General features: G+C 65.4%; 20 protein-coding genes. 9 read left to right on the top strand and 11 right to left on the bottom strand.

The genetic code is table 11. From position 1 onward, the window contains the following. Positions 1–89: 89 nt before the first annotated feature. From ACNJYB_RS33295 to ACNJYB_RS33285, 3 genes are read right to left on the bottom strand one after another with little or no spacing between them, the layout of a single operon-like run. Positions 90–941 (bottom strand): FAS1-like dehydratase domain-containing protein, encoded by an 852-nt coding sequence (locus tag ACNJYB_RS33295; RefSeq protein ID WP_439370778.1) that lies wholly within the window; start codon positions 939–941, stop codon positions 90–92. Positions 942–955: 14 nt separating this feature from the next. Continuing rightward, on the bottom strand, positions 956–2,056 hold the full coding sequence (locus tag ACNJYB_RS33290; protein WP_439370777.1) for a CaiB/BaiF CoA transferase family protein: 1,101 nt from the start codon (positions 2,054–2,056) through the stop codon (positions 956–958). A 9-nt stretch (positions 2,057–2,065) separates the two neighbouring features. Further along, entirely contained in the window at positions 2,066–3,235 is a 1,170-nt protein-coding gene (locus ACNJYB_RS33285) for an acyl-CoA dehydrogenase family protein (protein WP_439370776.1), read from the bottom strand. Between the two features lie 124 nt (positions 3,236–3,359). Between ACNJYB_RS33285 and ACNJYB_RS33280 the strand changes: the two genes are divergently transcribed. Then, on the top strand, positions 3,360–4,280 hold the full coding sequence (locus tag ACNJYB_RS33280) for a LysR substrate-binding domain-containing protein (RefSeq protein WP_439370774.1): 921 nt from the start codon (positions 3,360–3,362) through the stop codon (positions 4,278–4,280). Positions 4,281–4,697: 417 nt separating this feature from the next. Here the strand turns inward: ACNJYB_RS33280 and ACNJYB_RS33275 are convergent, their stop codons facing one another. Continuing rightward, entirely contained in the window at positions 4,698–5,972 is a 1,275-nt protein-coding gene (locus tag ACNJYB_RS33275) for a cytochrome P450 (RefSeq protein WP_439370773.1), read from the bottom strand. Between the two features lie 191 nt (positions 5,973–6,163). After that, entirely contained in the window at positions 6,164–7,429 is a 1,266-nt protein-coding gene (locus ACNJYB_RS33270; protein WP_439370771.1) for a cytochrome P450, read from the bottom strand. Between the two features lie 295 nt (positions 7,430–7,724). Here ACNJYB_RS33270 and ACNJYB_RS33265 point away from each other — a divergent pair, with 295 nt between their 5' ends. Next, positions 7,725–8,879, top strand: coding sequence for a YjgN family protein (locus ACNJYB_RS33265; RefSeq protein ID WP_439370769.1), 1,155 nt, complete (start codon positions 7,725–7,727; stop codon positions 8,877–8,879). A gap of 3 nt (positions 8,880–8,882) precedes the next feature. Continuing rightward, positions 8,883–9,995, top strand: a complete 1,113-nt coding sequence (locus tag ACNJYB_RS33260; RefSeq protein ID WP_439370768.1) for a M48 family metallopeptidase — start codon at positions 8,883–8,885, stop codon at positions 9,993–9,995. Here the strand turns inward: ACNJYB_RS33260 and upp are convergent, their stop codons facing one another. From upp to ACNJYB_RS33245, 3 genes are all read right to left on the bottom strand, one after another. Then, entirely contained in the window at positions 9,996–10,625 is a 630-nt protein-coding gene (gene upp, locus ACNJYB_RS33255; protein WP_212348577.1) for a uracil phosphoribosyltransferase, read from the bottom strand. Between the two features lie 163 nt (positions 10,626–10,788). Further along, entirely contained in the window at positions 10,789–12,027 is a 1,239-nt protein-coding gene (locus ACNJYB_RS33250; protein ID WP_439370766.1) for a URC4/urg3 family protein, read from the bottom strand. A gap of 7 nt (positions 12,028–12,034) precedes the next feature. Further along, the gene (locus ACNJYB_RS33245) at positions 12,035–13,291 is read right to left on the bottom strand and encodes a GTP cyclohydrolase II (RefSeq protein WP_439370764.1); all 1,257 of its coding nucleotides are present in this window, start codon (positions 13,289–13,291) and stop codon (positions 12,035–12,037) included. A gap of 311 nt (positions 13,292–13,602) precedes the next feature. Between ACNJYB_RS33245 and ACNJYB_RS33240 the strand changes: the two genes are divergently transcribed. Further along, positions 13,603–14,730 (top strand): threonine synthase, encoded by a 1,128-nt coding sequence (locus ACNJYB_RS33240; RefSeq protein ID WP_439370762.1) that lies wholly within the window; start codon positions 13,603–13,605, stop codon positions 14,728–14,730. Between the two features lie 61 nt (positions 14,731–14,791). On the opposite strand, the gene ACNJYB_RS33235 is transcribed toward ACNJYB_RS33240, so the two are convergent. Then, positions 14,792–16,297 carry a glycosyltransferase family 39 protein gene (locus tag ACNJYB_RS33235; RefSeq protein WP_439375705.1) on the bottom strand — a complete coding sequence of 502 codons (1,506 nt, stop codon included), beginning with the start codon at positions 16,295–16,297 and terminating at the stop codon, positions 14,792–14,794. A 297-nt stretch (positions 16,298–16,594) separates the two neighbouring features. Between ACNJYB_RS33235 and ACNJYB_RS33230 the strand changes: the two genes are divergently transcribed. The 3 genes from ACNJYB_RS33230 (at position 16,595) to sorB (ending at position 20,103) form a co-directional block, all read left to right on the top strand. Next, the gene (locus ACNJYB_RS33230; RefSeq protein ID WP_439370761.1) at positions 16,595–18,328 is read left to right on the top strand and encodes an adenylate/guanylate cyclase domain-containing protein; all 1,734 of its coding nucleotides are present in this window, start codon (positions 16,595–16,597) and stop codon (positions 18,326–18,328) included. A 252-nt stretch (positions 18,329–18,580) separates the two neighbouring features. Further along, a complete protein-coding gene (gene sorA / locus ACNJYB_RS33225; RefSeq protein ID WP_439370759.1) occupies positions 18,581–19,780 on the top strand; it encodes a SorA family sulfite dehydrogenase catalytic subunit in 1,200 nt (399 codons plus the stop codon). Positions 19,781–19,794: 14 nt separating this feature from the next. Next, entirely contained in the window at positions 19,795–20,103 is a 309-nt protein-coding gene (gene sorB / locus ACNJYB_RS33220; RefSeq protein ID WP_439370757.1) for a SorB family sulfite dehydrogenase c-type cytochrome subunit, read from the top strand. 63 nt (positions 20,104–20,166) lie between these two features. On the opposite strand, the gene ACNJYB_RS33215 is transcribed toward sorB, so the two are convergent. Both ACNJYB_RS33215 and ACNJYB_RS33210 read right to left on the bottom strand, forming a co-directional pair. After that, positions 20,167–20,982 carry a DUF2927 domain-containing protein gene (locus ACNJYB_RS33215; RefSeq protein ID WP_439370756.1) on the bottom strand — a complete coding sequence of 272 codons (816 nt, stop codon included), beginning with the start codon at positions 20,980–20,982 and terminating at the stop codon, positions 20,167–20,169. Positions 20,983–21,066: 84 nt separating this feature from the next. Beyond that, positions 21,067–21,666 (bottom strand): L,D-transpeptidase, encoded by a 600-nt coding sequence (locus ACNJYB_RS33210; RefSeq protein WP_439370755.1) that lies wholly within the window; start codon positions 21,664–21,666, stop codon positions 21,067–21,069. A gap of 291 nt (positions 21,667–21,957) precedes the next feature. On the opposite strand from ACNJYB_RS33210, the gene ACNJYB_RS33205 reads away from it, so the two are divergent. Both ACNJYB_RS33205 and ACNJYB_RS33200 read left to right on the top strand, forming a co-directional pair. Next, on the top strand, positions 21,958–23,505 hold the full coding sequence (locus ACNJYB_RS33205; protein ID WP_439370754.1) for an acetolactate synthase large subunit: 1,548 nt from the start codon (positions 21,958–21,960) through the stop codon (positions 23,503–23,505). Positions 23,506–23,755: 250 nt separating this feature from the next. Beyond that, positions 23,756–24,274: a hypothetical protein gene (locus ACNJYB_RS33200; protein WP_439370752.1), complete on the top strand. Its 519-nt coding sequence runs from the start codon at positions 23,756–23,758 to the stop codon at positions 24,272–24,274. The last annotated feature ends 144 nt before the right edge of the window (positions 24,275–24,418 follow it).

Genomic DNA, 24,418 nt, shown 5'->3' with positions numbered 1-24,418 from the left:
GCTGATGCGACGAAGCGATCCAGAGCCGCTCCGGAAAGATTCTGGATTGCTTCGCTACGCTCGCAATGACGAGGAGGAAACAGCGGCGGCTACCACACCGCCGTGCCCTTCATCGTCGGCTGCCCCTCGGCATTCGCGGTCCACAGCTCCATGCTCTCGCCGCCGTCATTGGCGTTGACGGAGAACTCCGTCCCTTCGAACAGCGGCTGAAGCCCGCGATAGCTGAACTTCTTCGGCGCCTTGCCGCCGTGCAGCTTTGCCGCCATCTCGATGATCAGCGCCGCCTGCAAGGGACCGTGGAAGATCAGGCCCGGATAGCCCTCGACCTTGGTGACGTAGTCGCGGTCGTAATGGATGCGGTGGCCGTTGAAGGTCAGCGCGGAATAGCGAAACAGCAGCACGGGATCGGAGACGTGTGTCTCCCGGTGCTGCGCCTTCGGCGGCGTAGGCGGCGCCTTGGCGCTCGCGGGCGCGCTGCTCGTCATCTCGCGATAGACGATGTCCTGCCGCTCGCGGATGGCGGTGCCGCGTGGCGAGGAGATGCTGTGCTCGACCGAGACGAAGCACAGCGTGCCGGTCGAGCCCGTCTTCACCTGCACATCGGCAATGCGCGAGGTGCGGGTCGATTCATCGCCGACCCGAAGCGGCTGCAGGAATTCGATCTCGCCGCCGGCCCACATCCGGCGCGGCAGCGGCACCGGCGGCAGGAAGCCGCCGCGGGTGGGGTGGCCGTCGGGCCCGAGCATCGACATCGGAAACACCGGCTGCGCCAGGCACCAGTGCACCGTGAATGGCGCGGCATCGCCCTTTTTGGGCTCCCCGACCTCCTGGAACAGCGTCGCGCGCAGGCCCCTCACGAGCTGCGCGGTGACGATGTCGGTGGCTTCCGTGCTGCGGCCGATCCATTGCCTGAGATGATCGATGTCGAGCTTCTCGGTCATGACGCCTCGCTCTGTTACTTCTTGGCTGGTTTCTCGCCGATCGCCGGCACCGCGCCATAGCTGCGCATCTCGCCGACGACGATCGGCGCCGGCGCGGGATAGCTGACGCGGCCGTTCGGCGTGTCGACCTCGATGCGGCGAAGATGCGGATGGTTGGTGAGGTCGGCCATGGTGTTGACCTCGGCAAAGGCGATGTCGGCATCCGACAGCCGCTTCAAGAGCTCATCGCGGGTCATCTTGCCGAAAATGTCGGCGACCGTCTTGTCGGTGAAGTCGCGGTTGCGCACGCGCTCGACCATGTTGGCGACGCGCGGATCGCTGGGCAGATCGGGCTGATCCAGCACCTTCGCGCACAGCGTCTTCCATTCGCGTTCGCTCTGGATCGAGATCAGGATGTCCTTGCCGTCCTTCGAGGTGAACACGCCGTAGGGCGCGATCGAGGGATGGCGCAGGCCCATGCGCTTCGGCGGATTGCCGGCCTCCGCGTTGAGCAGCGGCACGGTGCACCAGTCTGCCATCACGTCGAACATGGAGATGCGGATATCGGCCCCCTTGCCGGTGCGCCCGCGTGCGATCAGCGCCTCCAGGATCGCCGCGTGCGCAGTCGCGCCGGTCGCAACATCCACGATCGACATGCCGACGCGCGAGGCGCCGTCAGGATTGCCGGTGATCGAGGCGAGCCCGCTCTCGGCCTGGATCAGCAAATCATATGCCTTGCGATGCGCGTAGGGACCTTCGTCACCATAGCCCGTGATTGTGCACGAGATCAGCTTTGGATAGTCCTTCAAAAGCCGCTCGCGCGAGAAGCCGAGCTTGTCCATCGAGCCCGGCTTGAGGTTCTGGATGAGCACGTCGGCGCTGGCGATCAGCTTCTCAAGCTCGGCGCGGCCTTCTTTCGTGGCGAGATCGACCACCGCCGACTGCTTGCCGCGGTTGAGCCAGACGAAATAGCTGCTCTGGCCCTTGGCCGCCGCGTCATAGCCGCGGGCAAAATCGCCCTCGGGCCGCTCGACCTTGATCACCTCGGCGCCGGCATCCGCCAGACGCGAGGAGCAGAACGGTGCCGCCACCGCCTGCTCGACCGCAATCACCCTGATCCCGTCAAGTGCTCCCATGGCGTGACCTCAGTACGAACGCGGCATGCCGAGCACATGCTCGGCGACGTAGGACAGCACGAGGTTGGTCGAGATCGGCGCCACCTGGTAAAGCCGCGTCTCGCGGAATTTGCGCTCGACGTCGTATTCCTCGGCAAAGCCGAAGCCGCCATGGGTCTGAATGCACGCGTTCGCCGCTTCCCAGGACGCATCCGCCGCCAGCATCTTGGCCATGTTGGCCTCGGCGCCGCAGTCGAGCCCGGCCTCGTATTTGCGCGTCGCCTCCTTCACCATCAGCTCGGCCGCGCGCATCGAGGCGTAGGCCTTGGCGATCGGGAACTGGATGCCCTGGTTCTGGCCGATCGGCCGGCCGAAAACGCTGCGCTCCTTCGCGTAGTTGGTCGCCTTCGCAATGAACCATTTGGCGTCGCCGACGCATTCGGCGGCGATGAGGATGCGTTCGGCATTCATGCCGGAGAGGATGTAGCGAAAGCCCTTGCCTTCCTCGCCGATCAGGTTCTCGGCCGGCACCTTCATGTCGGTAAAGAACACTTCGGTGGTGGCGTGGTTCATCATGGTGCGGATCGGGCGAATCTCAAGGCCATTGTTCTTGGCCTCGCGCATGTCGACGATGAAAACGGAGAGGCCATCCGTGCGCTTCTTGGCCCGCTCCTTCGGCGTGGTGCGCGCCAAGAGCACCATCAGATCGGAGTGCTCGGCGCGGCTGGTCCAGATCTTCTGGCCATTGACGATGTAGCTGTCGTTGCCTTCCTTGCGCGCAAAGGTCTTCAGCGACGAGGTGTCGGTGCCGCTGGTCGGCTCGGTGACGCCGAAGGCCTGCAGGCGCAATTCGCCGCTCGCGATCTTCGGCAGGTACTTTGCCTTCTGCTCGGCATTGCCGTGCCGCAGCACGGTGCCCATCGTGTACATCTGGGCGTGGCAGCCGCCGCCGTTGCACCCCGCGCGCTGGATCTCCTCCAGGATCGCAGCCGCAGCCGACAGCTTCAGCCCCGCGCCGCCATACTCTTCCGGGATCAGCACCGAGAGATAGCCGGCCTCTGTCAGCGCATCGACGAAAGCCTTCGGGTACGCCATCTCGCGATCGAGCTTGCGCCAGTATTCGCCGGGAAACTGCGCGCAGAGCTTTGCGACGGCCTCGCGGATGTCGGCGTGATCTTCGGTGTGGTGTTCTTCACTCATGGCGTTTCCCAATTGTAGCGGCACTCAAGATAACGCCGGCCCATCCTCTGGCGTTGAGAAAACATCGCCACCCCCTATGCTCATTTGTTATAGCGTATGCAGTAGCCTTCCAGGATTGGCAAGCATGGATTTCCGGCAGCTCAGGACCTTCAGTTGCGTGGCGGAGCTCGGCAGCCTCTCCAAGGCTTCCGACACGCTGCGCGTGGCGCAGCCGGCGCTCTCCCGGCAGATCAAGCTCTTGGAACACGAGCTGCGCACCGAATTGTTCACCCGCAACGGGCGCGGCATGGTGCTGACCGAGGCGGGGCGGCTGCTGCTCGCGCGCACCTCCGGCATCGTGCGGCAGATCGACCAGATCCGCGACGACATCCAGTCGGCCAAGGGACCGCCGTCGGGGCAGGTCGTGCTCGGCCTGGTTCCGACCGTGAGCTGCGTGCTGTCGGCGCGTTTTGCGCGGCGCTGCGTCGAGAAATTTCCCGGCATCTCGCTGCGCATCGTCGAGAGCTACAGCGGCCATCTGGTCGAATGGCTGCATCGCGGCGAGATGGACCTCGCCATCCTCTACGGCCGCTCGGCCGATCTGCATCTCAACGTGCAGAGCCTCGGGCGCGACAACATCGTCGCGGTCGGCCCGCGCGGCTGCGGTCTCGCGCGCAAGAAGAGCGTCGACATCGGCTGGCTGCTGCGGCAGCGGCTGGTGCTGCCCAGTCATTCCCACGGTCTTCGCGCGCTGATCGAGCACGCCGCTGCCCAGCGCAAGATCAAGCTCGACGTCCAGCTGGAAGCGGATTCGTTCCGCGTGCTGACGAGCCTCGTCGAGGAAGGCCTCGGCTTCGCGCTGCTGCCACCCTCGTCGGTCCATGGCGAGGTCGCGGAGGGGCGGCTGGAAACCACCGCCGTGTCCAAGCCGATGACGCGCGAGCTCATTTTCGCTTCTCCGATCGACCGCCCGGCCTCGACGGCCTCGCTCGCCATCACCGCCCTCCTGCGCGAGGAGGTCGCCGCCTGCCGCAAGGAAGGGGTGTGGGACATCAAGTTGAGTTGACCTTTCTTTGCCTCTCCCCGCTTGCGGGGGAGAGGCCGGAATTTTCGGAGCAAATTCCGGGTGAGGGGGGCCTCCGCGAGTCCAACTGTCGCCGTCCCCGTGAAAACTCCCGTTCACCCCAACCCTCTCAGCGCGAGCGAAGCACGTCGCGCCCCCGCAAGCGGGGCGAGGGGGCGCAGGGAGCGCTGCAGTGAATGCTTAGGGCAGCAGCACGCAGCCCGCACTTCGCATTCGGCGCGAGCTGTCATGCCGGAATTCTATAGCTGGCGGTTGCCGCGCCTGCCACTGCGGGCGTGACGAGCAGGTGCGTCCAAGACCTCGTCATTGTGAGCGCAGCGAAGCAATCCAGAAATCCCTCCGCGGCGACAGTCTGGATTGCTTGGTCGCAAGGGCTCCTCGCAATGACGGAGGATAGAGTTATCCCGGAATCCTCACCGGCAGTGACTCATATCCCTTGATGAAGCTCGAATAGATCCGCTTGGGCTCGCCCACCACCTCGATCCGGTCGAAGCGCTTCAGCATCTCCTCCCACACGATGCGCAGCTGCAGCTCGGCGAGGCGCATGCCAACGCAGCGGTGGATGCCGAAGCCGAAGGAGAGGTGGGTGCGCGGGCGCGGGCGGTCGATGATGAAATCGTTCGGCCTGTCGAACGTCTCCTCGTCGCGGTTGCCGGAGACGTACCACATCACCACGCGGTCGCCCTTTCTGATGTGCTTGCCGCCGATCTCGGTATCGGCAAGCGCGGTGCGCCGCATATGGGCCAGCGGCGTCTGCCAGCGGATCACCTCCGGCACCATGGAATCGATCAGTTCAGGGTTGGCGCGCAGCTTGTCGTACTGCTCCGGGTTCTCGTTCAGCGCCAGCACGGATCCGGTCATGGTGTTGCGCGTGGTGTCGTTGCCGCCGACGATGAGCAGGATGATGTTGCCCATGAGGTTGTCGGGGTCCATGTGGCGCGTGGCGTCGTTATGGGCCATCAGCGATAGCAGGTCGTTGCGCGGCGCCGAGTTGACGCGCTCGTTCCAGAGCTTGGACATGTAGGCGTAGCATTCGTCCATCTCGCGGCGGCGCTCCTCGGCGGAGGCGACGATGCCGCTCTTGGGCAGCGCGGTGGAGACGTCGGACCAGCGCGTCAGCTTGCGCCGCTCCTCCCACGGAAAATCGAACAGGGTCGCCAGCATCTGCGTCGTCAATTCGATCGAGACCCGCTCGACGAAATTGAAGGTCTCGTTGCGCGGCAGATTGTCCAGCACGGTCTGCGATCGCTGGCGGATCAGCTTTGCCAGCTCGTCGAGGTGTGTCGGCGTGAACATCGGTGACACCGTCTTGCGCTGCGCCGAATGCCGGGGCTGGTCCATCGCGATGAAGCTCGGCCAGTCGTAGCCTTCCGGCACGTCTCGGATCGAGATGCCGCCGAGCGTGGAGTCCGAGGAGAAGATGCCGTGATTGGTGTCGACATGCATGATGTCGTTGTATTTCACCACCGACCAGTACGGCTCGATCGGCGCATTGGTGCAGTAATGCACCGGCTCTTCCTTGCGCAGCCGCTCGAACCACGGCCACAGCGTGTCGTCCTGGAACAGCCGTGGCGCGCCGGGGTGGAATTGCGACAACGGCGTCGCATAGGCCTCCTCGCGCGCCCGGCGCATGCGTTCGGCCTTGTCCACGTTAACCGGCGCTTGGATGTTCATCGTCGTGGCTCCAGTGTTGCTGCTCAACCTCTCCCGCTTGCGGGCGAGGTCGGCGCGTAGCGCCGGGTGAGGGTCCTATCCTCTTGGGGGTTCTCGCCCGCGGAGATACCCTCTCCCCAGCCCTCCCCCTCAAGCGGGGGAGGGGGCGCAGCTTCCTCGTGGATATCGTTTGGGGTCATCTTGCTGCCAATCTACGCCGCAATCTTCACCGGCAACGCCTCGAGTCCCTTCACGAAACTCGAATAGACCCGCTTCGGTTCGCCGACCACGTCAATATGGTCGAAGCGCTTCAGAATCTCTTCCCAAATGATCTTGAGCTGGAGTTCGGCGAGCCTGAGGCCGACGCAGCGGTGGATGCCGAAGCCGAACGAGAGATGCGTGCGCGGGCGGGCGCGGTCGATGATGAAATCGTAAGGTTTCTCGATCGCCTCTTCGTCGCGGTTGCCCGAGACGTACCACATCACGACCTTGTCACCTTTCTTGATCTGCTTGCCGCGGAACTCGAAATCGGAGAGCGCGGTGCGGCGCATATGCGCCAGCGGCGTCTGCCAGCGGATCACTTCGGGCACGAAACTGTCGAGCAGAGCAGGATTCTCGCGCAGCTTGCGATATTGCGCCGGATGCTGGCTCAGCGCGAGAAGCGAGCCCGACATGGTGTTGCGCGTGGTGTCGTTGCCGCCGACGATCAAGAGGATGAGATTGCCGAGGAAGTTCTTCGCATCCATGTCGCGCGTCGCGGCGCCATGCGCCATCATCGAGAGCAGGTCGCTCTTCGGCGGTTGCTCGATGCGCTCCTTCCAGAGGCGGGAAAAATAGGCCGCGCATTCCGTCAGCTCGGCCTGCCGCTCATCTTCGGTCGCGACCAGGCCGTCGGGCCCGGGAATGGTGGTGGCGATATCGGACCAGCGCGTCAGCTTGCGGCGGTCCTCCCACGGGAAGTCGAACAGCACCGCGAGCATCTGCGTGGTGAGCTCGATCGAGACGCGGTCGACCCAGTCGAACACCTCGCCGCGGGGAAGATTGTCCAGGCACTCGGCCGAGCGCCTGCGGATGTTGATGGCGAGATTGTCCAGATGTGTCGGCGTGAACATCGGCGCAACGGTCTTGCGCTGGGCGGCATGGCGGGGCGGATCCATCGAGATGAAGCTCTCGCGGCGGAGGTCAGGGTCGATGTCGCGGATGGTGATGCCGCCGAGTGCGGAGGCCGAGGAGAACACCGCATGGTTGGTCTCGATCTCCATGATGTCGTTGTAGCGCGTCACCGACCAGTACGGGCCGAACATCGAGTCCTTGCAGTAGTGCACGGGATCTTCCCGGCGCAGGCGATCGAAATAGGGCCAGAACGTATCGGTCCTGAACAGTTCCGGATCGCCCGGATCGAATTGCTCCAGCGGCAATGTCAACGCGCGCTCGCGAAGTGCGTCGAGCTGGGACGCGTTCTCGATGGTACCATGCATGACCGTTCTCCCTGGCATTCTTCCGCGCGTCTTTCTTGAATTCTGCGCTGCGGTATTTGATTTGCAATTACAGCCGGTTGTCTGCGCCGGAGCAAGGGAGAGTTTTGCCACATCCAACTCTTGCGAGGGGGGCAGCGGGACATCGCCAGCGTGACCTGCCGCACGCCGTTCGTCATGAAATCATGCAAGAAAATCGAATGGAAACGGGGTAAATCGAACCCGCCCATCTTGGGGATCGACCAATCTCTGATCTATAAGTTTGCCCCCGACAGGTCCGCACCCCGAGGTTGCCGCCGTGAACGACATGCAATGGGCCCCCATCGGCTCCGAACCGGTCCCGCCGCCGTTGCCGCCGACCCGGGTGGATTTCACCGGCAATCGGTCCGGGTTCTTCAACATGGTCGCCAAGGGTGCCATGCTGGAGCTCGTCACCTTCGGTTTCTACCGGTTCTGGCTCGTCACCGACGTCCGCCGTCATCTCTGGTCGAACACCGCGATCGACGGCGATGCGGCCGAATATACCGGTCGCGGCAAGGAGCTGCTGGTCGGCTTCCTGTTCGCGCTCGCGATCCTGGTGCCGATCTATCTGGCCTACTTCCTCATCGGCATCGAGTTCGAGCGCTGGCAGGGCTTTGCCTCGACGCCGCTGTTCATCAGCTTCTACGCTTTCGGCCACTTCGCGATCTTCCGCGCGCGGCGCTATCGCCTGACCCGCACGGTCTGGCGCGGCGTGCGGTTCTGGATGGACGGTTCGGGCTGGGCCTATGCGTTCCGCGCCATGGCGTGGGGCTTGCTGGTGTTCCTGACCCTCGGCCTGGCGCTGCCCTGGCGCGAGGCTTCACTCGAACGTTACAAGATGCGGCACACCCATTTCGGTGATTTGCGCGGCGATTTCGAAGGCAATGGCTGGACCTTCTTCAAGCGCGGCTGGTGGCTGTGGCTGCTGAGCCCGATCGCGCTGATCATCTTTCCGCTCGCGCCGTTCTTCTATGCCGAGTTCAAGGCGCGCGAGTGGCGCTGGTGGCTCGACGGCATCCGCATCGGCGGCGTCAGCCTGTCCTCGGAGCTTCCGCACAATGCGTTCTACGGCCTGTACTGGAAGGTGATCGGCTGGTGGGTGCTGCTCTCGATGATCTTCGGCGCCTATCTCGCCGGCTCCACCGCGCTCGTCCTCCAGCTGAGCGGTCTCTCGGCCGAGCAGCTGTTCGGATCCGGCGATCCCGCGAGGAGCATCCCGATGCTGGTGATCATGGTCATCGGTTACTTCGCGCTCGCCCTTGCCGTCAATATCGTGATGCGCGTCTATCTTCAGCGCGATCTGTGGGCCAGGGTGCTGGAGACCGTCCAGGTGAACAACATCGCGGCCGCCGCGGATGTGCGCGGCAGCGGCGAGCTTGCCAGCGCGCTCGGCGAAGGCTTTGCCGACGGGCTCGATGTCGCGGGATTCTGAGCTGTGAGTGATGTGTCCACCGAGGCCCTGGCGCAGTTCGCGAAGCCGACGATCTTCTTCGACGGCGTATCCAGCCGCAGGCGGCAGGTGACGCTGACGCTCGGTGATACGCTCGAGATCGTCGAGGAGGGCGGAACGCCCGTCCGCTGGGCCTATGCCGATATCCGCCGCGCCGACAGCCCGGCGGGGATTTTGCGCCTGGCCTCGACCTCCGCGCCGCCGTTGGCACGGCTCGAGATCCGCGACGCCGTGCTCGCTGCTGACGTGGCCGTCCGCTGCCTGCGGCTCGACGAGCACCAGACCTCGCGGCGCGGTATCGCGAAGATCGTCGGCTGGTCGGTGGCGGCAGCCGCCTCCATCGTCTGCGTCGTACTGTTCGGCGTGCCGCTCGCCGCCGACCGTCTCGCGCCGCTGGTGCCGAAACCGGTCGAACGGCGCATTGGCGATGCCGCCGAGGTGCAGATGAAGACCATCTTCGGCCGCAGCTCCTGCGAAGATCCCGCGGGTAAGGCAGCCTTCACCAAGCTCGTCAATCGCCTGCGCGACGCTGCCGGCCTCGACGACGATTCCATGACGGCAGGCGTGCTGCCGACCGCGGTGCCGAACGCGTTCGCGCTGCCCGGCGGCAAGGTGTTCGTGCTGAAGGGCCTGCTCGACAAGGCCGAGAGCCCGGACGAGATCGCCGGCATCCTCGCCCACGAGCTCGGCCATCTCAAGCATCACGACAACATGCGCGGGCTGATCTACAACGGCGGCACCTCGTTCCTGATCGGCCTGTTGTTCGGCGACATCACCGGCTCGTCCGCGGTGATCTTCGCCTCGCGCAGCGTGGTCGAGGCCTCCTATTCGCGCGAGGCCGAGACCGCGGCCGACACCTTCGCCATCGAGATCATGCACAAGCTCGGCCGTTCGCCGAAACCCGCGGCCGAACTGATGTTCCGCATCACCGGCAAGGAAGGCGGCTCGGGTCTGACGAATATCCTCGCCAGCCATCCGCTGACCGAGGACCGGCTCGCGCGCATGACGAAGGAAGATCGCCCCGCGAGCGGTCCGTCGCTGCTGACCGACAAGGAATGGCAGGCGCTGAAGATGATCTGCGGCAGCGGGAAGGTTTAGCTATCGCGTCCCGTAAGCGCGATCGCCGGCATCGCCGAGGCCGGGCAGAATGAAGCCGTTCTCGTCGAGCCCCTCGTCGACCGCCGCCGTCCAGATCGGCACGTCAGGATGCAGGCCGCGCAGCCGCTCGAGGCCTTCCGGAGCTGCGATCAGGCAGGCCAGGCGAATGTCCCTGGCGCCGCGCTCCTTCAGCCGGTCGATCGCGGCGACGGCCGTGTTGGCGGTGGCGACGACAGGCGTCACCACGATCGCGAGGCGCTCGCCGAGGTCCGATGGCGATTTGAAGAAATACTCGACCGCGGCAAAACTCTCCGGTTCACGGTACAGGCCGATATGCGCGACGCGCGCGGTCGGCACCAGGTCCATCATGCCGTCGACGAAGGTGGTGCCGGCGCGCAGCATCGGCACGAACACCAGCTTCTTGCCCGCGATCTTGGCCGAGTGCATCGTCGCCAGCGGCGTCTCGATGACGGTATCCGCGAGCGGCAGGTCGCGCGTCACCTCGTAGCACAGCAGCATGCCGATCTCCTTGATCAGCTCGCGGAACGACTTGGTCGAGATGGACTTGTCCCGCACCAGCGTCAGCTTGTGCTGCACCAGCGGATGATCGACGATCGTGACGCCTTCCATGATCGGATGCTCTTGCTTTTCCCTTCTCCCCTTCTGGGAGAAGGTGGCGCGAAGCGCCGGATGAGGGTCGTTTCCGCGAACTCCAATGAGAGAGGTGTCCGCGGAGACAACCCCTCACCCGCCTCGCTTTCGCGAGGCACCCTCTCCCACAAGGGGACAGGGTTCAGAAAACCGTGCCGTCGCTGATCACCTTGAGCGGGGGCGAACCATCGGGGCGGCGCGCAAACGCGATGGCGCGGCCGGCGGCCCAGGTGCCACCTTCGAGGATGCTGGCGAGCGGCAATCTCTCCGGCGTGCGGCCGAGCTTGGCGCGAACGAGTTCGGCAAGACGATCGAGCAGCGCAACTGTCAAGGCGCGCCATTCCACGACCAGCAGGGAATCCACCGCATGCGCACGCTCGGCGTCCGCGGCATCGCGCAGGCGCAGCACCTGATGATCGACGAACAGGCCGCCATTGCGGTATTCGGCAAGCCCCGTGAGCCCGTCGATGTCGGTGACGGCAAGTCCGGCGCGCTGCAGCGGCTCGATCAACGAGTAGCTCAGCCATTGTGACAGCTTGTGCAGCGGCACGAGCCCTGCCGTACCGTCGTGCGCCTTGATCGCCGGATGCCGCCAGCAATCGCCGAGCAGGACGCCCGCGAGCTCGAGCCGCGACGGCCAGATCGGCCCGAGCTGGTTCAGCACCGCAGACAGGATCGCGGGCGCAGCGACGCGACCGCCGATGGCTTGCGCGGCGATATGATCGAACAGCCCGCCCGGCCGCGGCGTGTCGTGCAGGCCGAACACGTCCGCACGTTCCGAGACCTGCTTGCCCAGGCGCCGCAGCAGGTCGGTACGTCCCTCGAGTCCGAGCAGCGGATTGGCGTCGCTGACCTGAAAGGCGGAGGTGAGGGAGGCGAGGGGCAGTTTTGCCAGCACATCCGCATCGGCCCTGAACGGCGCGCGGGCATCGTGTGAAAACAGGCCGCTCGCGAACATGTCGAGGCTTGCAATCGCAAGCCCCTCGGACCGGCCGATGGCTTCGCCCGTCACCGCATCGCGGTAGCGCCACGCAGCGCCGGCGCCGGCATCGAGCAGTACGCTGACGATCGCAAGGTCGAACTCGGCGCGCGTCCGCGCTGCGCGATCCGGCCATGATGCGGCGTCCGCAAGCTGGCCCCAGCGATCGACGCCGCCAAGCACGAAGTGCCGCCACCGCGCGTGGAAGGGAACATCCAGCGCCGGATAGGCTTTTCGCGTGACGGCCAGCACGGCGTCCGCAACGCCATCCATGCGGTCGAGATCGATGGTGAAATGTTTAAGCCCGCCAGCAAGGCCGAGCTCGAGCATCTGCCCAGCGCGCGCGCGAACCGCTCCTGCGCGGAGCAGGGAGCGGGCCTGTTGTTCCAAAGCGTCCGCCATCGCGCGATCAGTATTTTTCCAGCGAGCGGCCGACCACGCCGTTGACGTCCTTCTCGGGCGCGATGTCGGTCGAGTAATAGCCGGCGGCCTTCTTCGCGGCGATCTCGACATAGGCGTCGGCGGGGATCAGCTCCGGCGGGATCGGCACGCGCTCGACGATGTCGATGCCCTGCGAGGTCAGCGCGTCGTACTTCATGTCGCTCATCGACAGGAACCGGTCGATGCGCTTGAGGCCGAGCCAGTGGATGGTGTCCGGCATGAGCTGCTGGAAGCGCGCATCCTGGACGCCGGCGACGCATTCGGTGCGCTCGAAATAGGCCGCGGCGGCATCGCCGTCCTCCTGGCGTTTGCGCGCGTTGTAGACCAGGAATTTGGTGACCTCACCGAGCGCGCGGCCCTCTTTCCGGTTGTAGACCACGAGCCCGAGCCCGCCCTCCTGCGCGCCGCGCGCGGATTCCTCGATGCCGTGGATCAGATAGGGCCGGCAGGTGCAGATGTCGGAGCCGAACACGTCGGAGCCGTTGCACTCGTCATGCACGCGGCAGGTGATTTTTGTGCGATGGTCCGGCAGTTTCGTCACATCGCCGAACAGATAGACTGTGGTGCCGCCGATCGGCGGCAAGAAAACCTTCATGTCCGGGCGCGTCACGAGCTCGGGGAACATGCCGGCGGTCTGCTCGAACAGCGTGCGGCGCAGCTCGGTCTCGCCGGTGCCGAAACGTTCGGCAAGGCCGGGCAGGTACCAGACCGGATCGATCGCGATCTTCACCACCGAGACGCTGCCATTGGCATGCACCACCTCGCCGTCGGCGCGCAGCCGCTTGGTCGCCAGCGCCTCGCGGATCTCCGGCAGGTCGAGGCGCGCCCGCGTCACCGCGATGCTCGGGCGGATGTCGGCGCCCTCGGCGATCTCCTGGCGGAAGTTTTCGGCGACGAGATGCCCCCAGGGATCGAGCGCGACAATCTTTGCGGGATCGCGCCACTGCTCGAACGGTCCGATGGTCGCGGCCGGAAAGGTGTTGGTGAGATCGGGCCGCCTGATGGGATCGAGCGCGCCGGCCGACACCGCGAGCGCCCGGTACATCGCGTAGGACCCGCCATGGCTGCCGATCACGTTGCGATCCCCGGCGCGCGACACCGTGCCGATGATCGGGCCGCGGGCGCGCACGTCGGTGGCGCCCCAATGGATCGGAAAGGCGGCCTTCCGGCCCGGCTCCGGATGGGAGGTCAGGCGGATGTGGTCGGTACGGTTCGCGCGGCTCATGTCCAGGCTCCCAAAAAGCCAACGGCCCGCCGCTTGGACGGGCCAGGCTCGCTGGCGTTGCCGGTGCAGACCACCGGCGACGCAAGCTCAATCCAACATATTGTAGCGGCGAGGCACCACAGACAAGTTAATCGTGGCGCGCGGCCAGCGGCGTCCTCCTGCTCGTCCGGATCGAGGAAAAGCAGCCAAATGCGCCTTATATCTATGTAATTGTTGGAATTTTGGAAGGGGTGTCGCTGCGCCCCCGAAACAGGCGGCTGGATAAAAGCTGCATATTCGGACATATCGACCGGATCGCCCGGAGACCGCCAATGCCCACAGCAGCCTACATCGACCCCCGCAATGGAAAGCTCTATCCCCTCGACCAGCCGCGCTGGTGTTCGGACGAGCGCACGCCGCTGCTGGTGACGCCGGGGGCGGGGCTCTCGCGCGATGACATCGATGGCCGGACGCGCTCGCTCTGGCGCTACCGGGCGGCGCTGCCGGTCGAGATCGCAAAGCCGATCTCGCTCGGCGAAGGCTGCACGCCGCTGGTCCAGCAGGCCTGGGGCGAACTGCGCCCGTTGTTCAAGCTCGAATGGTTCAACCCCACCGGCAGCTTCAAGGACCGCGGCTCGGCGGTGATGCTGTCGTTCCTGCGGCAGATCGGCATCACAGCCATTCTGGAGGACTCGTCCGGCAATGGCGGCTCCTCCATGGCAGGACTGGGTGCAGCCGGCGGCATGCGGGTGAAGATCCTGGCTCCGGCCTCCACGTCACCGGCCAAGATCGCGCAGGTGCGCGCTTACGGCGCGACGGTGCAGCTGGTCGAGGGGCCGCGCGAGGAATCGGAAGCCGAAGCCATCCGCCAATCGAGCCAGACGTTTTACGCCAGCCACAATTGGCAGCCGTTCTTCCTCGAAGGCACCAAATCGCTCGCCTATGAAATCTGGGAAGACCTCGGCTTCCGTGCCCCCGACAACGTCATCGTGCCCGTCGGCGCCGGCAGCAGCCTGTTGGGCTGCGCCTTCGGCTTCCGCGAACTGGTGAAAGCCGGGCAGATATCGAAGCTGCCGCGCCTGTTCGCGGCACAGCCGCAGAATTGCTCGCCGATCGATGCGAGCTTCAAGGCCGGTGTCGACACTCCTGTCGCGCGCGAGGTGAGCAAGACCATTGCGGAGGGCACCGCGATCAAGAACCCCCTGCGCCTGCGCGAGATCATTGCAGCCTTGCGCGAGAGCGGCGGCGGCACCGTCGCGCTCACCGAGGACGAGATCGTCGCCGCGCTACGCCGCCTCGCGCGGCAGGGCCTGTTCGCCGAGCCGACCAGCGCGAGTGCCGCCGCGGCGCTGGACAAACTGTCCGCGGCTGGATCGATCAAGGCGAACGAGACCACGGTCGCGGTCCTCACCGGCACGGGTCTGAAAGCCGCAACCACCGTCGCCGACCTCGTGCAGTAGGCGCACGACGCGCCGCACTTATCCTCCCCTGGAGGGCTCTCCAGGGGGGAAGAGAAGGCGCCTAGGCGGGCTTCCGCTTTTCGAACTCCCCCGCCAGCACGCGCCACTGGAACAGCGGCGAATCCTTCGGCGGCGACAGCTCCGGGGTCCAGCCGGTGAGCTTCTCGATCACATAGGTGTCGGTCACAACGCCGCGCCAGCGGCGCTCGACTTCGCCGAGCGGCTCGCGTTTTGCCGGGATATTCTCCCATAGCGACGACCGGTTGTCCGGCGTGCGCCCGACATAGATTCCCGCATGTCCCCTGATCTTGTCCATGCCGGGATCGCGGAAATCCTGGAAGCGGCCGCGCTCGTTGATCTCGATGACGGGCACGCGGCCCCGGAACAGCCAGCGCATCATGGCGTAGGTGCGATAGTCCGTGGTGGCGATCCAGGTCGCGCCTGTTTCGTCGAGGGCGGCCTGCGCGCGCGCGGCAACCTGCTCGTAGCCGGCCTCGGCGCCGATCGGATCGATCTTGCCGAGCAGATTCCAGGGCGCTGCGACGTAATAGAGGAATACGATGAGGACGAAGGCGATGCCCGAGACGATCGCCGTCTTCGCCCAGAACGGGCTCGACCGGATCATCCGCGCCGACCATTTTTCACGCGGCAGCATCACGAGGTTCACGGCCGCAGAGGCAAAGCCCACCGGCCACATGAACATCGGCCAGGTGTCGCCGACCCGGAGCGTCAGCGACTTCACCAGGAAATAGAAAAACGGCACCAAGACTGCGGTCGACAGCAGGATCGCGACCGGATCGCGCGTGCGATAGCCTCGCCACGCGGTCAGCACGAGCCCTGTCAGCACCACCGGCAGCATGACGAAGCCGACGAGGCCGAATTGCAGACCGATGTAGTCGCCGACCGTCCGCAGCGAGATGCCATAATTGGTGGTGGCGCGCACGCCCTGGAAGCGGATCGAGGCCCAATCGTGCTGCACGTTCCAGATCGAGACCGGCGAGAACACCGCGAGCGCAACCAACACGGCGAGATAGGGGTAGGGGCTGCGCAACCAGCGCCGGCGCCAGTCCGGCACCAGCAGAAAGGCGGCAACCGCCGGCGCGAACAGGATCGCGGTGAATTTCGACAGCATCGCGAGGCCAGCAAACAGGCCGGCCATCAGCCACCAACGGCCGTCGCCGCTCTGCGCCAGCCGCACCAGGGACCATATCATCGCAACCGCGAACGGGATCATGGCGACGTCAGGCGCGACCTTGGCCATCAGCAGGCCGTAATAGAGCGCGGCCTCCGGCATCAGCACGGCGAACACGACCGCGCGCACATCGTGCGTGAGGCGGCGGACGATGTCGGCGAGCAGCAGCTGCGTCACCAGCATCGCGACGATGCCGCCGAAGCGCACCCCGAGCGTGGTGTCGCCAAAGATCGCGGTTCCGAAACGGATCAGCCAGGCGATGCCGGGGGGATGATCGAGGAAGCTGAGCGCCGCCTCCTTGGACCAGGTCCAGTAATAGGCCTCGTCCGTGCGCAACTCGAGCGCGGAGGCATAGACGATGCGAAGCAGCGTCATCGCCGCGATGACCAGCACGGCTACGAGGATGAGACGGCGCTCGGCGCCGTCTGGCTTCTCGGAGATGTCGCGAGCGATCGTCACGGGCGCGCTTTTCCCCGACTTGGGAGGGGGAGTCAATGTAGGCCAGGCTCTCTCCGCGAGTCGTCCCGGCCTGGCGCGGCTTTGGGCGCGCTTGTCCGGGACGACGGCGGAGGGTGACCGCAAGTGCGCGCGCATGTGATCGGGCTAGCTGTCCGCGGGGGGAATTAAACGCTACGCTGGCTGTTCTTCTCCATGAACTGATACAACCGAATCATGGCCACCGCTTCCGTCCACATGCCCGAACTCGTCCGCACGACCAGCGTGCGACAGGTGCGGCTCGTCTGCGGCATCATCCTGTTCTCCTATGTGGTCAGCCATTTCCTGAACCATGCCCTCGGCAACATCTCGGTCAACGCCATGGGGGCCGGTGTCTACTACCACGTGTTGTTCTGGCAGTTCCTGCCTGTTGCGATCGTGTTCTACACGGCGGCGCTGACCCATATGGGGCTCGGCGTCTACGCGCTGTATCAGCGCCGGCAGTTCCGCTGGAAAACCATCGAGCCGCTGCAGCTCGTGCTGGGCCTGAGCATCCCCGCCCTCGTCATGACGCATGTGATCGGCGTGCGGCTCGGCCACACGCTGTACGGACATGAGAAGCTCTATCCGCAGGAGCTCTATCTGTTCTTCATCGGCTCGCCCGGCCGGCTCTGGCAGATGACGATCCTGCTCCTGATCGCCTGGGTGCACGGCTGCATCGGCATCTATTTCTGGCTTCGCCTGAAGCGGTTCTTCACGCGCGCGGCGCCCTATCTGCTCGCGGCTGCCGTGCTGATCCCGACGCTGTCGCTGCTCGGAATCTACCAGGGCGGCCGCAGCGTCGAGCTCGACGCCGACGACGGGGAATGGCGTACGCACAATCTCACGCGTCGCCAGCTCGGCTCGGTCGCCGAAGCCAATACGCTCGACCGCATCGCCGCCGGCCTTACCGTCGGTTATTTCGGATTGCTGGGACTGGCGCTGGCGGCGCGCGGCGTGCGGGCCTGGCGCGAGCGGCGCGGCGGCATGATCGCGCTCTCCTACGGCAACGGCAAGACGGTGCGCGTGCCAAAGGGCCTCTCCGTGCTGGAAGCGAGCCTGCGCCACAACGTGCCGCATGCCAGCGTCTGCGGCGGCCGCGCCCGCTGCTCGACCTGCCGCATCCGCATCATCGGCGACCATGGCGCCCTGCCCCAACCGTCGCAGCGCGAGGCCTTCGTGCTGGCCCGCGTCGGCACCGCAGATCCCTCGATCCGGCTTGCGTGCCAGCTGCGTCCGGAATGCGACCTCTCCTTCTTCCAGCTCTTCACGCCCCACACGCAGGCGGCGGACGGCCAGGCCACGACGCCGGCGCGCGTCGGCCAGGAGCGCTATCTCGTCAGCCTGTTCGTGGACATGCGCGGCTCGACGCAGCTCGCCGAGAAGCGGTTGCCCTTCGACACCGTCTTCATCGTCAACCGTTTCCTCGGCGCGGTCTCGCAAGCCGTGATCGAGAATGGCGGCCAGCCGAACCAGTTCGTCGGCGACGGCATGCTGGCGCTGTTCGGGCTGTCGACGGATCCGCAAGAGGCCTGCCGCCAGGCGCTGAAGGCTGCCAGCGGCCTCGCTGCAAACATCGACGAGTTGAATCAGCTCCTCAGCCACGATCTGCGCGAGCCGATCCGCTTCGGCATCGGCATTCACGGCGGCGAGGTCATCATCGGCGACATCGGCTACCGCGATCACATCGTGTTCACGGCCCTCGGCGACGCCGTCAACGTCGCCGCCCGCCTGCAGGACATGACCAAGTCTCTGGCCTGCGAGGCGATCGTCTCCGAGGAAGTGCGCCGCACCGCCGGCCTTGCCGACGACGCCCTGCCGCAGCAGGAGGTCGCGATCCGCGGCCGCGACGAGCCGATGGCCGTGCGCGTGGTGGCGGATGCGCGGGAGCTGGCAGCGCTGGTCGATCGCGGCGCCCGGGTGGCGGCGTGATCTTTCACCTCTCCCCGCTTGCGGGGCGAGCGAAGCTCGTCCCGCCCCCGTAAGAAACGGGCGAGGGAGCACACCACCGTCGCTGCTGGTGCTCGGCAATGTCGATACGAGCGTAAACACAGCTTGCTGCGACGCAGCGACATGGACCTTCTGCGAAAGCACGAATTGACTTCATCCGAGTCGTTGCGACAGATGAGCGCGGGATCGCGGTGATGACCGCCGGTCCAACGAAAAGCTCCGGGAGGAGACCACATGTTCGATCGACGCGACCTGCTCACAGGAGCGGGGCTTGCCGCCATGGCGGCCACACTGAATTCCACCAGGGCGCTGGCCCTGGACACCGTGACCCTGCCCTTCGCCAATGGCGAGCGGCCGCTGGTGAAATATCCGCAGAAGCGGCCGATGATCGGGCTCACCAGCCGTCCGCCGCAGCTCGAGACGCCGTTCGCGGTATTCAACGACGGCCCGCTCACGCCGAACAACGCCTTCTTCGTGCGCTACCACCTCTCCGACCTGCCCTACAATCTCGACCCCGATAAATTCACGCTGGAGGTCAAGGGCAAGGTCGACAAGCCGCTGAAACTCTCGCTCAGAGACATCAGAAAGATGAAGGCGACCGAGATCGTCGCCGTCAACCAGTGCTCCGGCAACAGCCGCGGCTTCTTCGAGCCGCGCGTCGCCGGCGGCCAGCTCGCCAATGGCGCGATGGGCTGCGCACGCTGGCGCGGCGTGCCGCTGAAGGCCGTGCTGGAGATGGCGGGCGTGCAGAGCGGCGCCAAGCAGGTCACATTCAACGGCATGGACGGTCCGGTCAGCGACAAGACGCCCGACTTCATCAAGGCGCTCGATATCGATCACGCCATCGATGGCGAGGTGATGCTGGCCTATGGCATGAACGGCGAGGACCTGCCGTTCCTCAACGGCTTTCCGCTGCGCCTGGTCGTGCCCGGCTATTATGGCACTTACTGGGTCAAGCACCTCAACGAGATCACCGTCATCGACAGCGTCTATGACGGCTTCTGGATGAAGTCTGCCTATCGCATTCCCGATACGCCGAACAACGCCATCGAGCCGGGCACCACGCCGAAGGCGACGATCCCGATCAACCGCTTCACGATCCGATCCTTCATCACCAGCGTCCCTGATGGCGCGAAGCTGAAGGCGGGAGCTGTGACCCTGCGCGGCATCGCCTTCGACGGCGGCAAGGGAGTCAAGAACGTCGAGGTCTCCACCGACGGCGGCAAGACCTGGACGAGCGCGAAGCTCGGCAAGGATCTCGGCAAATACGCGTTTCGCGAATGGAAGCTGCCGGTGAAGCTCGCGGCCGGCGCCGTTGAGCTCAAGGTCCGCGCCACGGGCAACGGCGGCGAGACCCAGCCCGATACGCCGCGCTGGAACCCGGCGGGTTACTTGCGCAACGTCGTCGAAACCGTTCGCGTCAGCGTGGCCTGAGAGGGAGAATGATCATGCAGCGCACCGTTCTGATCTCCGCCACGCTCGTCCTCGCCGCCGCGATGGGTTCGGCGCTCGCAGCGCCGGTCAACTACAAGACCCCCGACGAGGTCGCTGCGTTCAAGCCCGGGCCCAATCTCGAGGTGGTGCAGGGCAATTGCACCGCCTGCCACTCGACCGACTACATCAACACCCAGCCGCCGATGAAGGACAAGAAGGCCTTCTGGCAGGCCGAGGTGACCAAGATGATCAAGGTCTATGGCGCCCCGATCGACGACGCCGATGTCAGCAAGATCGTCGAGTATCTGGCCGCGACGTATTGAGGGACGCCACGCGGCTTCTCTCACCCTCTCCCTCCAGGCCCTCCAGGGGAGGGTAAGTGCGCCTCACTCCTTCAGATCATTCACCCGCTTCACCCACGCACGCACGTCTGCGAGCACTTGCGGCAGCACGGCCTGGACCTCCGGCACAGTCATGCCGGGCTTGATTCGGGGATCGTAGAGCAAATTGAGGATGTACTGATCGTAGACGTCGAAATAGCCCATCGAGACGTTGTCGTTGAACATGGTCCAGGGCACGCTGGTGGTGTCGTTGATCGGCCCAAGCGATTGCAGGAGTTCCTCATAGGCGCAGTCGAGGAAGGTGAAATCGCCGTTGTCGACGGTGAGGATGACGTCGGAATGTTCGATCTCGAAATTGTCGTTCTTGCGGAAGCCGGAGAGGCATTGCGGATCGAGCGAGGAGCGGATCTCCCGGGCTTTCTCCAGGCCATAGAAGCTGGTGAGGGTGCGGAAGAAGTCGCGGTCGCGCACCAGCTTCACCCGCACATTCGCCGCCTCGCTGCTGTCGATCATGGCGATGTCGAGATGCTGCACGCGCAAGCCGATGTCGGCGACGACTTTTGCCAGCTGTGTCTTGCGGTCGGCGCGATCGCTCTCGGCGAACACGCGCACCGGCCCGTCGAACTTGCGAATGCGGTCGACGCGGCCGGCGAGGTGGTATTCGGCGCCGAACGCGGTCTTGAGAAAACCCTCGACGATCTCGTTGTCGGTAAAGCTCTTCTTCTCGACGCGCTGGCGTGACGCGATCGCGGGGAGTTCGCCCGCGGCCGCCATGGTAGCGGTGTCAGGGACGCAGATGAGCGCTGCGAGCGCCAGCAGGGCGATGCGAAGGGCAGCCGAGGGCAGGTCCAATGCGCTCATCGTTGCCCAACGCTGCCGTATTCGCGCCGCGCGCACAAGACCGCAAATTCACGCGACCTGCAGGTTCCTGCTGTGGCCGTTCGGTCAGTTGTTCAGCACCACCACGGTGGTACCGACCGAGACGCGGCTGTAGAGGTCGGTGACGTCCTCATTGGTCATGCGGAAGCAGCCCGAGGAGACCGCCTGGCCGATCGTCTCCGGCTCGTTGGAGCCGTGGATGCGGTAGAGCGTCGATCCCAGATACATCGCGCGGGCGCCGAGCGGATTCTCGATGCCGCCCTTCATGTGGCGCGGCAGGTCGGGCCGGCGGGCCAGCATCTGCGACGGCGGCGTCCAGTCCGGCCATTCCTTCTTGGCCGTGATCTTGTGCACGCCGCCCCAGCGGAAGCCGTCGCGGCCGACGCCGATTCCGTAGCGCAGCGCCTGGCCGTTCCGGAGCACCAGATACAGCCGGCGTTCGGCGGTGTTCACCACGACCGTGCCGGGGGCGTAATGGCCGTTGTACATGACGGTGGAGCGGGGGATCGGGCCCGAGCCGCCGCCGAAGAAGCTCGAGCCGCCGCGGAAGAAGCTCGGGCCGCCGCCCATGATGTCGCGGGAGTCGAACTCCTCGGCGAATGCGCCGCCGGCCGTGGCGGTCAAAAGTGCGATGGCGGCAATCGGCGCGGCAAAAAACCGGATCATTGTCTCCCCCGGAAAAAATCGATTCAACGAACGTCAGAGGCCATATTTGCGAGGGTTTCGCAAGCCACGCCCCCGTGAGGAACCCCATGCTTAATGAACGGCGTTACCAATCGGCAACTCCGCCAGTTTGCTAACGACCCGTTCCGATCCCATCGGAACGGGTCGTTAGCCAAACCGACGCATCGCTACGCGGGGCAGGGCCGCGATGCCCCCTATTGCTTTGACGAGGCCTTGCGAACAATGATTGATCGGACGGATCACTCGAAATTGCCGGTTGCGGGAGCAAAAAGAATGAACGGTGCGGAAAGCCTGGTGCGGACGATGGTCAAGGGTGGGGTCGACGTCTGCTTCACCAACCCCGGCACCTCCGAGATGCATTTTGTCGCGGCGCTCGACCGCGTTCCCGGCATGCGCTGCGTGCTCGGCCTGTTCGAAGGCGTGGTGACGGGCGCGGCCGACGGCTATTACCGCATGAAGGGCCTGCCGGCCTCGACCCTGCTGCATCTCGGTCCCGGCCTCGCCAACGGCCTTGCCAACCTGCACAACGCCAAGAAGGCCAATTCCGGCATCGTCAACATCGTCGGCCAGCATGCCGTCTACCACATCGACTACAACGCGCCGCTGACCTCCGACATCGAGGGCCTGGCCCGGCCGATGTCGTCCTGGGTCCGGACCTCGCCGAATTCCAAATCCGTCGCCGCCGACGGCGCCGCGGCGATAGCCGCCGCCAAAAGCGCGCCGGGGCAGATCGCGACCCTGATCCTGCCCGCCGATACCGCCTGGAACGAGGCCGACGGCATCGCCGAGGTGCCGGCCGAGCAGCAGCGCGCCAGCTATTCGCCGCAGGCGGTCGAGCGCGCCGCCAAGATCCTGCATGGCGACGGCGAGGGCACGCTGCTGCTGATGACCGGCAGTGCCCTGAGCGAGCAGGGCCTGGCGCTGGCCGAGCGCATCGCGGGCAAGACCGGCTGCACGGTGATGGGGCCAACCTTCCGCCCGAAGATGGCGCGCGGCCGCGGCCGCTTCTCGATCGACCGCATTCACTACGTGATCGAGAACGCACTGCCGATGCTGGCGAAGTTCCGTCACATCGTGCTGGTCGAGTCAGACGATCCCGTGGCGTTCTTTGCCTATCCGAACAAGCCGAGCATGCTCAAGCCCGAGGGCTGCGAGGTGCACCGCATGACCTCCTGGGGCGAGAATTCGGTCGCGGCGCTCGAGGCGCTGGCCGGGGCCGTGAAGGCGAGCGCCAGGGATGTCAAGCCGCAGGCCTTGGCTGAACTGGTCAAGCCGACCGGCGCGCTGAATTTCGCCTCGATCGCGCAGGCGATCGCCTGTGCGATCCCCGAGAACGCGATCATGGTCGACGAGTCGCTGACCACCGGTCGCGGCTTCTTCCCGCCGACCGCGGCGGCGGCGCCGCACGACTGGCTGCAGAACATGGGCGGCTCGATCGGCTTCTCGACGCCGCTCTCGATCGGTGCTGCGATCGCCTGCCCGGACCGCAAGGTCATCACCATGGTCGGTGACGGCAGCGCGATGTACACGATCCAGTCGCTGTGGACGCAGGCGCGCGAGAACCTCGACATCGTCACCATCGTGTTCGCCAACCGCATCTACCAGATCCTGCGCGGCGAGTTCGACAATGTCGGCGCCGGCGAACCCGGCCAGCGCGCCAACGACATGCTTCGCCTCGACCGTCCGACGCTCGACTTCGTGGCGCTGGCCAAGGGCATGGGCGTCCCCGGCCGTGCCGTCACCAATGCCGACGAGTTCAACAAGGCGCTGGCTGAGGCCGTCGCCGAGCCCGGCCCGCGGTTGATCGAAGTCCAGATGTAGGTCTGCACTTTACCTCTCTCCGCTCTTCTGCGGGGAGAGGTCGGATCGCGCAGCGATCCGGGTGAGGGGCAAGGCAGGCCGCGAACCCACGCAAAGATCTATCCGACTCGCACGCGGCGCGTGTTCGACCTATCATTGCAACCGAATTTGCCGAGACGGCCTCTCACCCCACCCTCTCCCCGTAAGAACGGGGCGAGGGAGCGAGAGACCGGACGGGATGCACGAGGTTCGAGATGGGCCCGGAGGCACGATGCAGGCCGAGCTGAACAAGGTGATCGCGGCGCTCCGGGACTTCTACGCCCACGAAGGATTTTTGTTCGAGAAGGACATCGGCGAGCGCGCGATCACGCATCGTTTCGCCGTCTATCTGGAGCGGCAGTTTTCCGGCTGGGCCGTGGACTGCAATTACGACCGACTCGGCGAGCGCACGCTGCATCTGCCGCACGGCACCATCATCTCGACTGACGATCATCTGGGCAAGTCGATCTACCCCGACGTCGCCGTGCATCAGCGCGAGATTCCCAACAACCTGCTCACGGTCGAGATCCGCAAGGCAAGCAATCACACGCCGCTGGAGCACGACCAGCACAAGCTGCGGGCGCTGACCGACGTGCATGTCTGGTTTCCCTACTGGATCGGCGTGCTGCTGGTGCTGGACAAGCAGCATGTGACGATGTCGGAAGTCTATGTCAGCGGCGCCGTCGACGACCCGCTGTCGCTCTGGTTCGCGACGCGCCTTGCGGAGAACGGCCTCGGGGCCGCGCATTAGGGTGCTTGCTCATCAATGTCAGATTCGGGACGAAGCGGAAGTCGTCTGGCTCCGCCAACATCGACTGCTTAAGGATCAGGCCGCTGATCGCCGCGATCGTGGCCTGAGGTCGGCCCAGTTTTGGCTTTAAGACTGACGGCCTGT

This window comes from Bradyrhizobium sp. SMVTL-02 (assembly GCF_051853005.1).
Taxonomy (GTDB): domain Bacteria; phylum Pseudomonadota; class Alphaproteobacteria; order Rhizobiales; family Xanthobacteraceae; genus Bradyrhizobium.
Note: the sequence above shows the minus strand (reverse complement) of the source record. Positions and strands in the feature narration are given on the sequence as shown.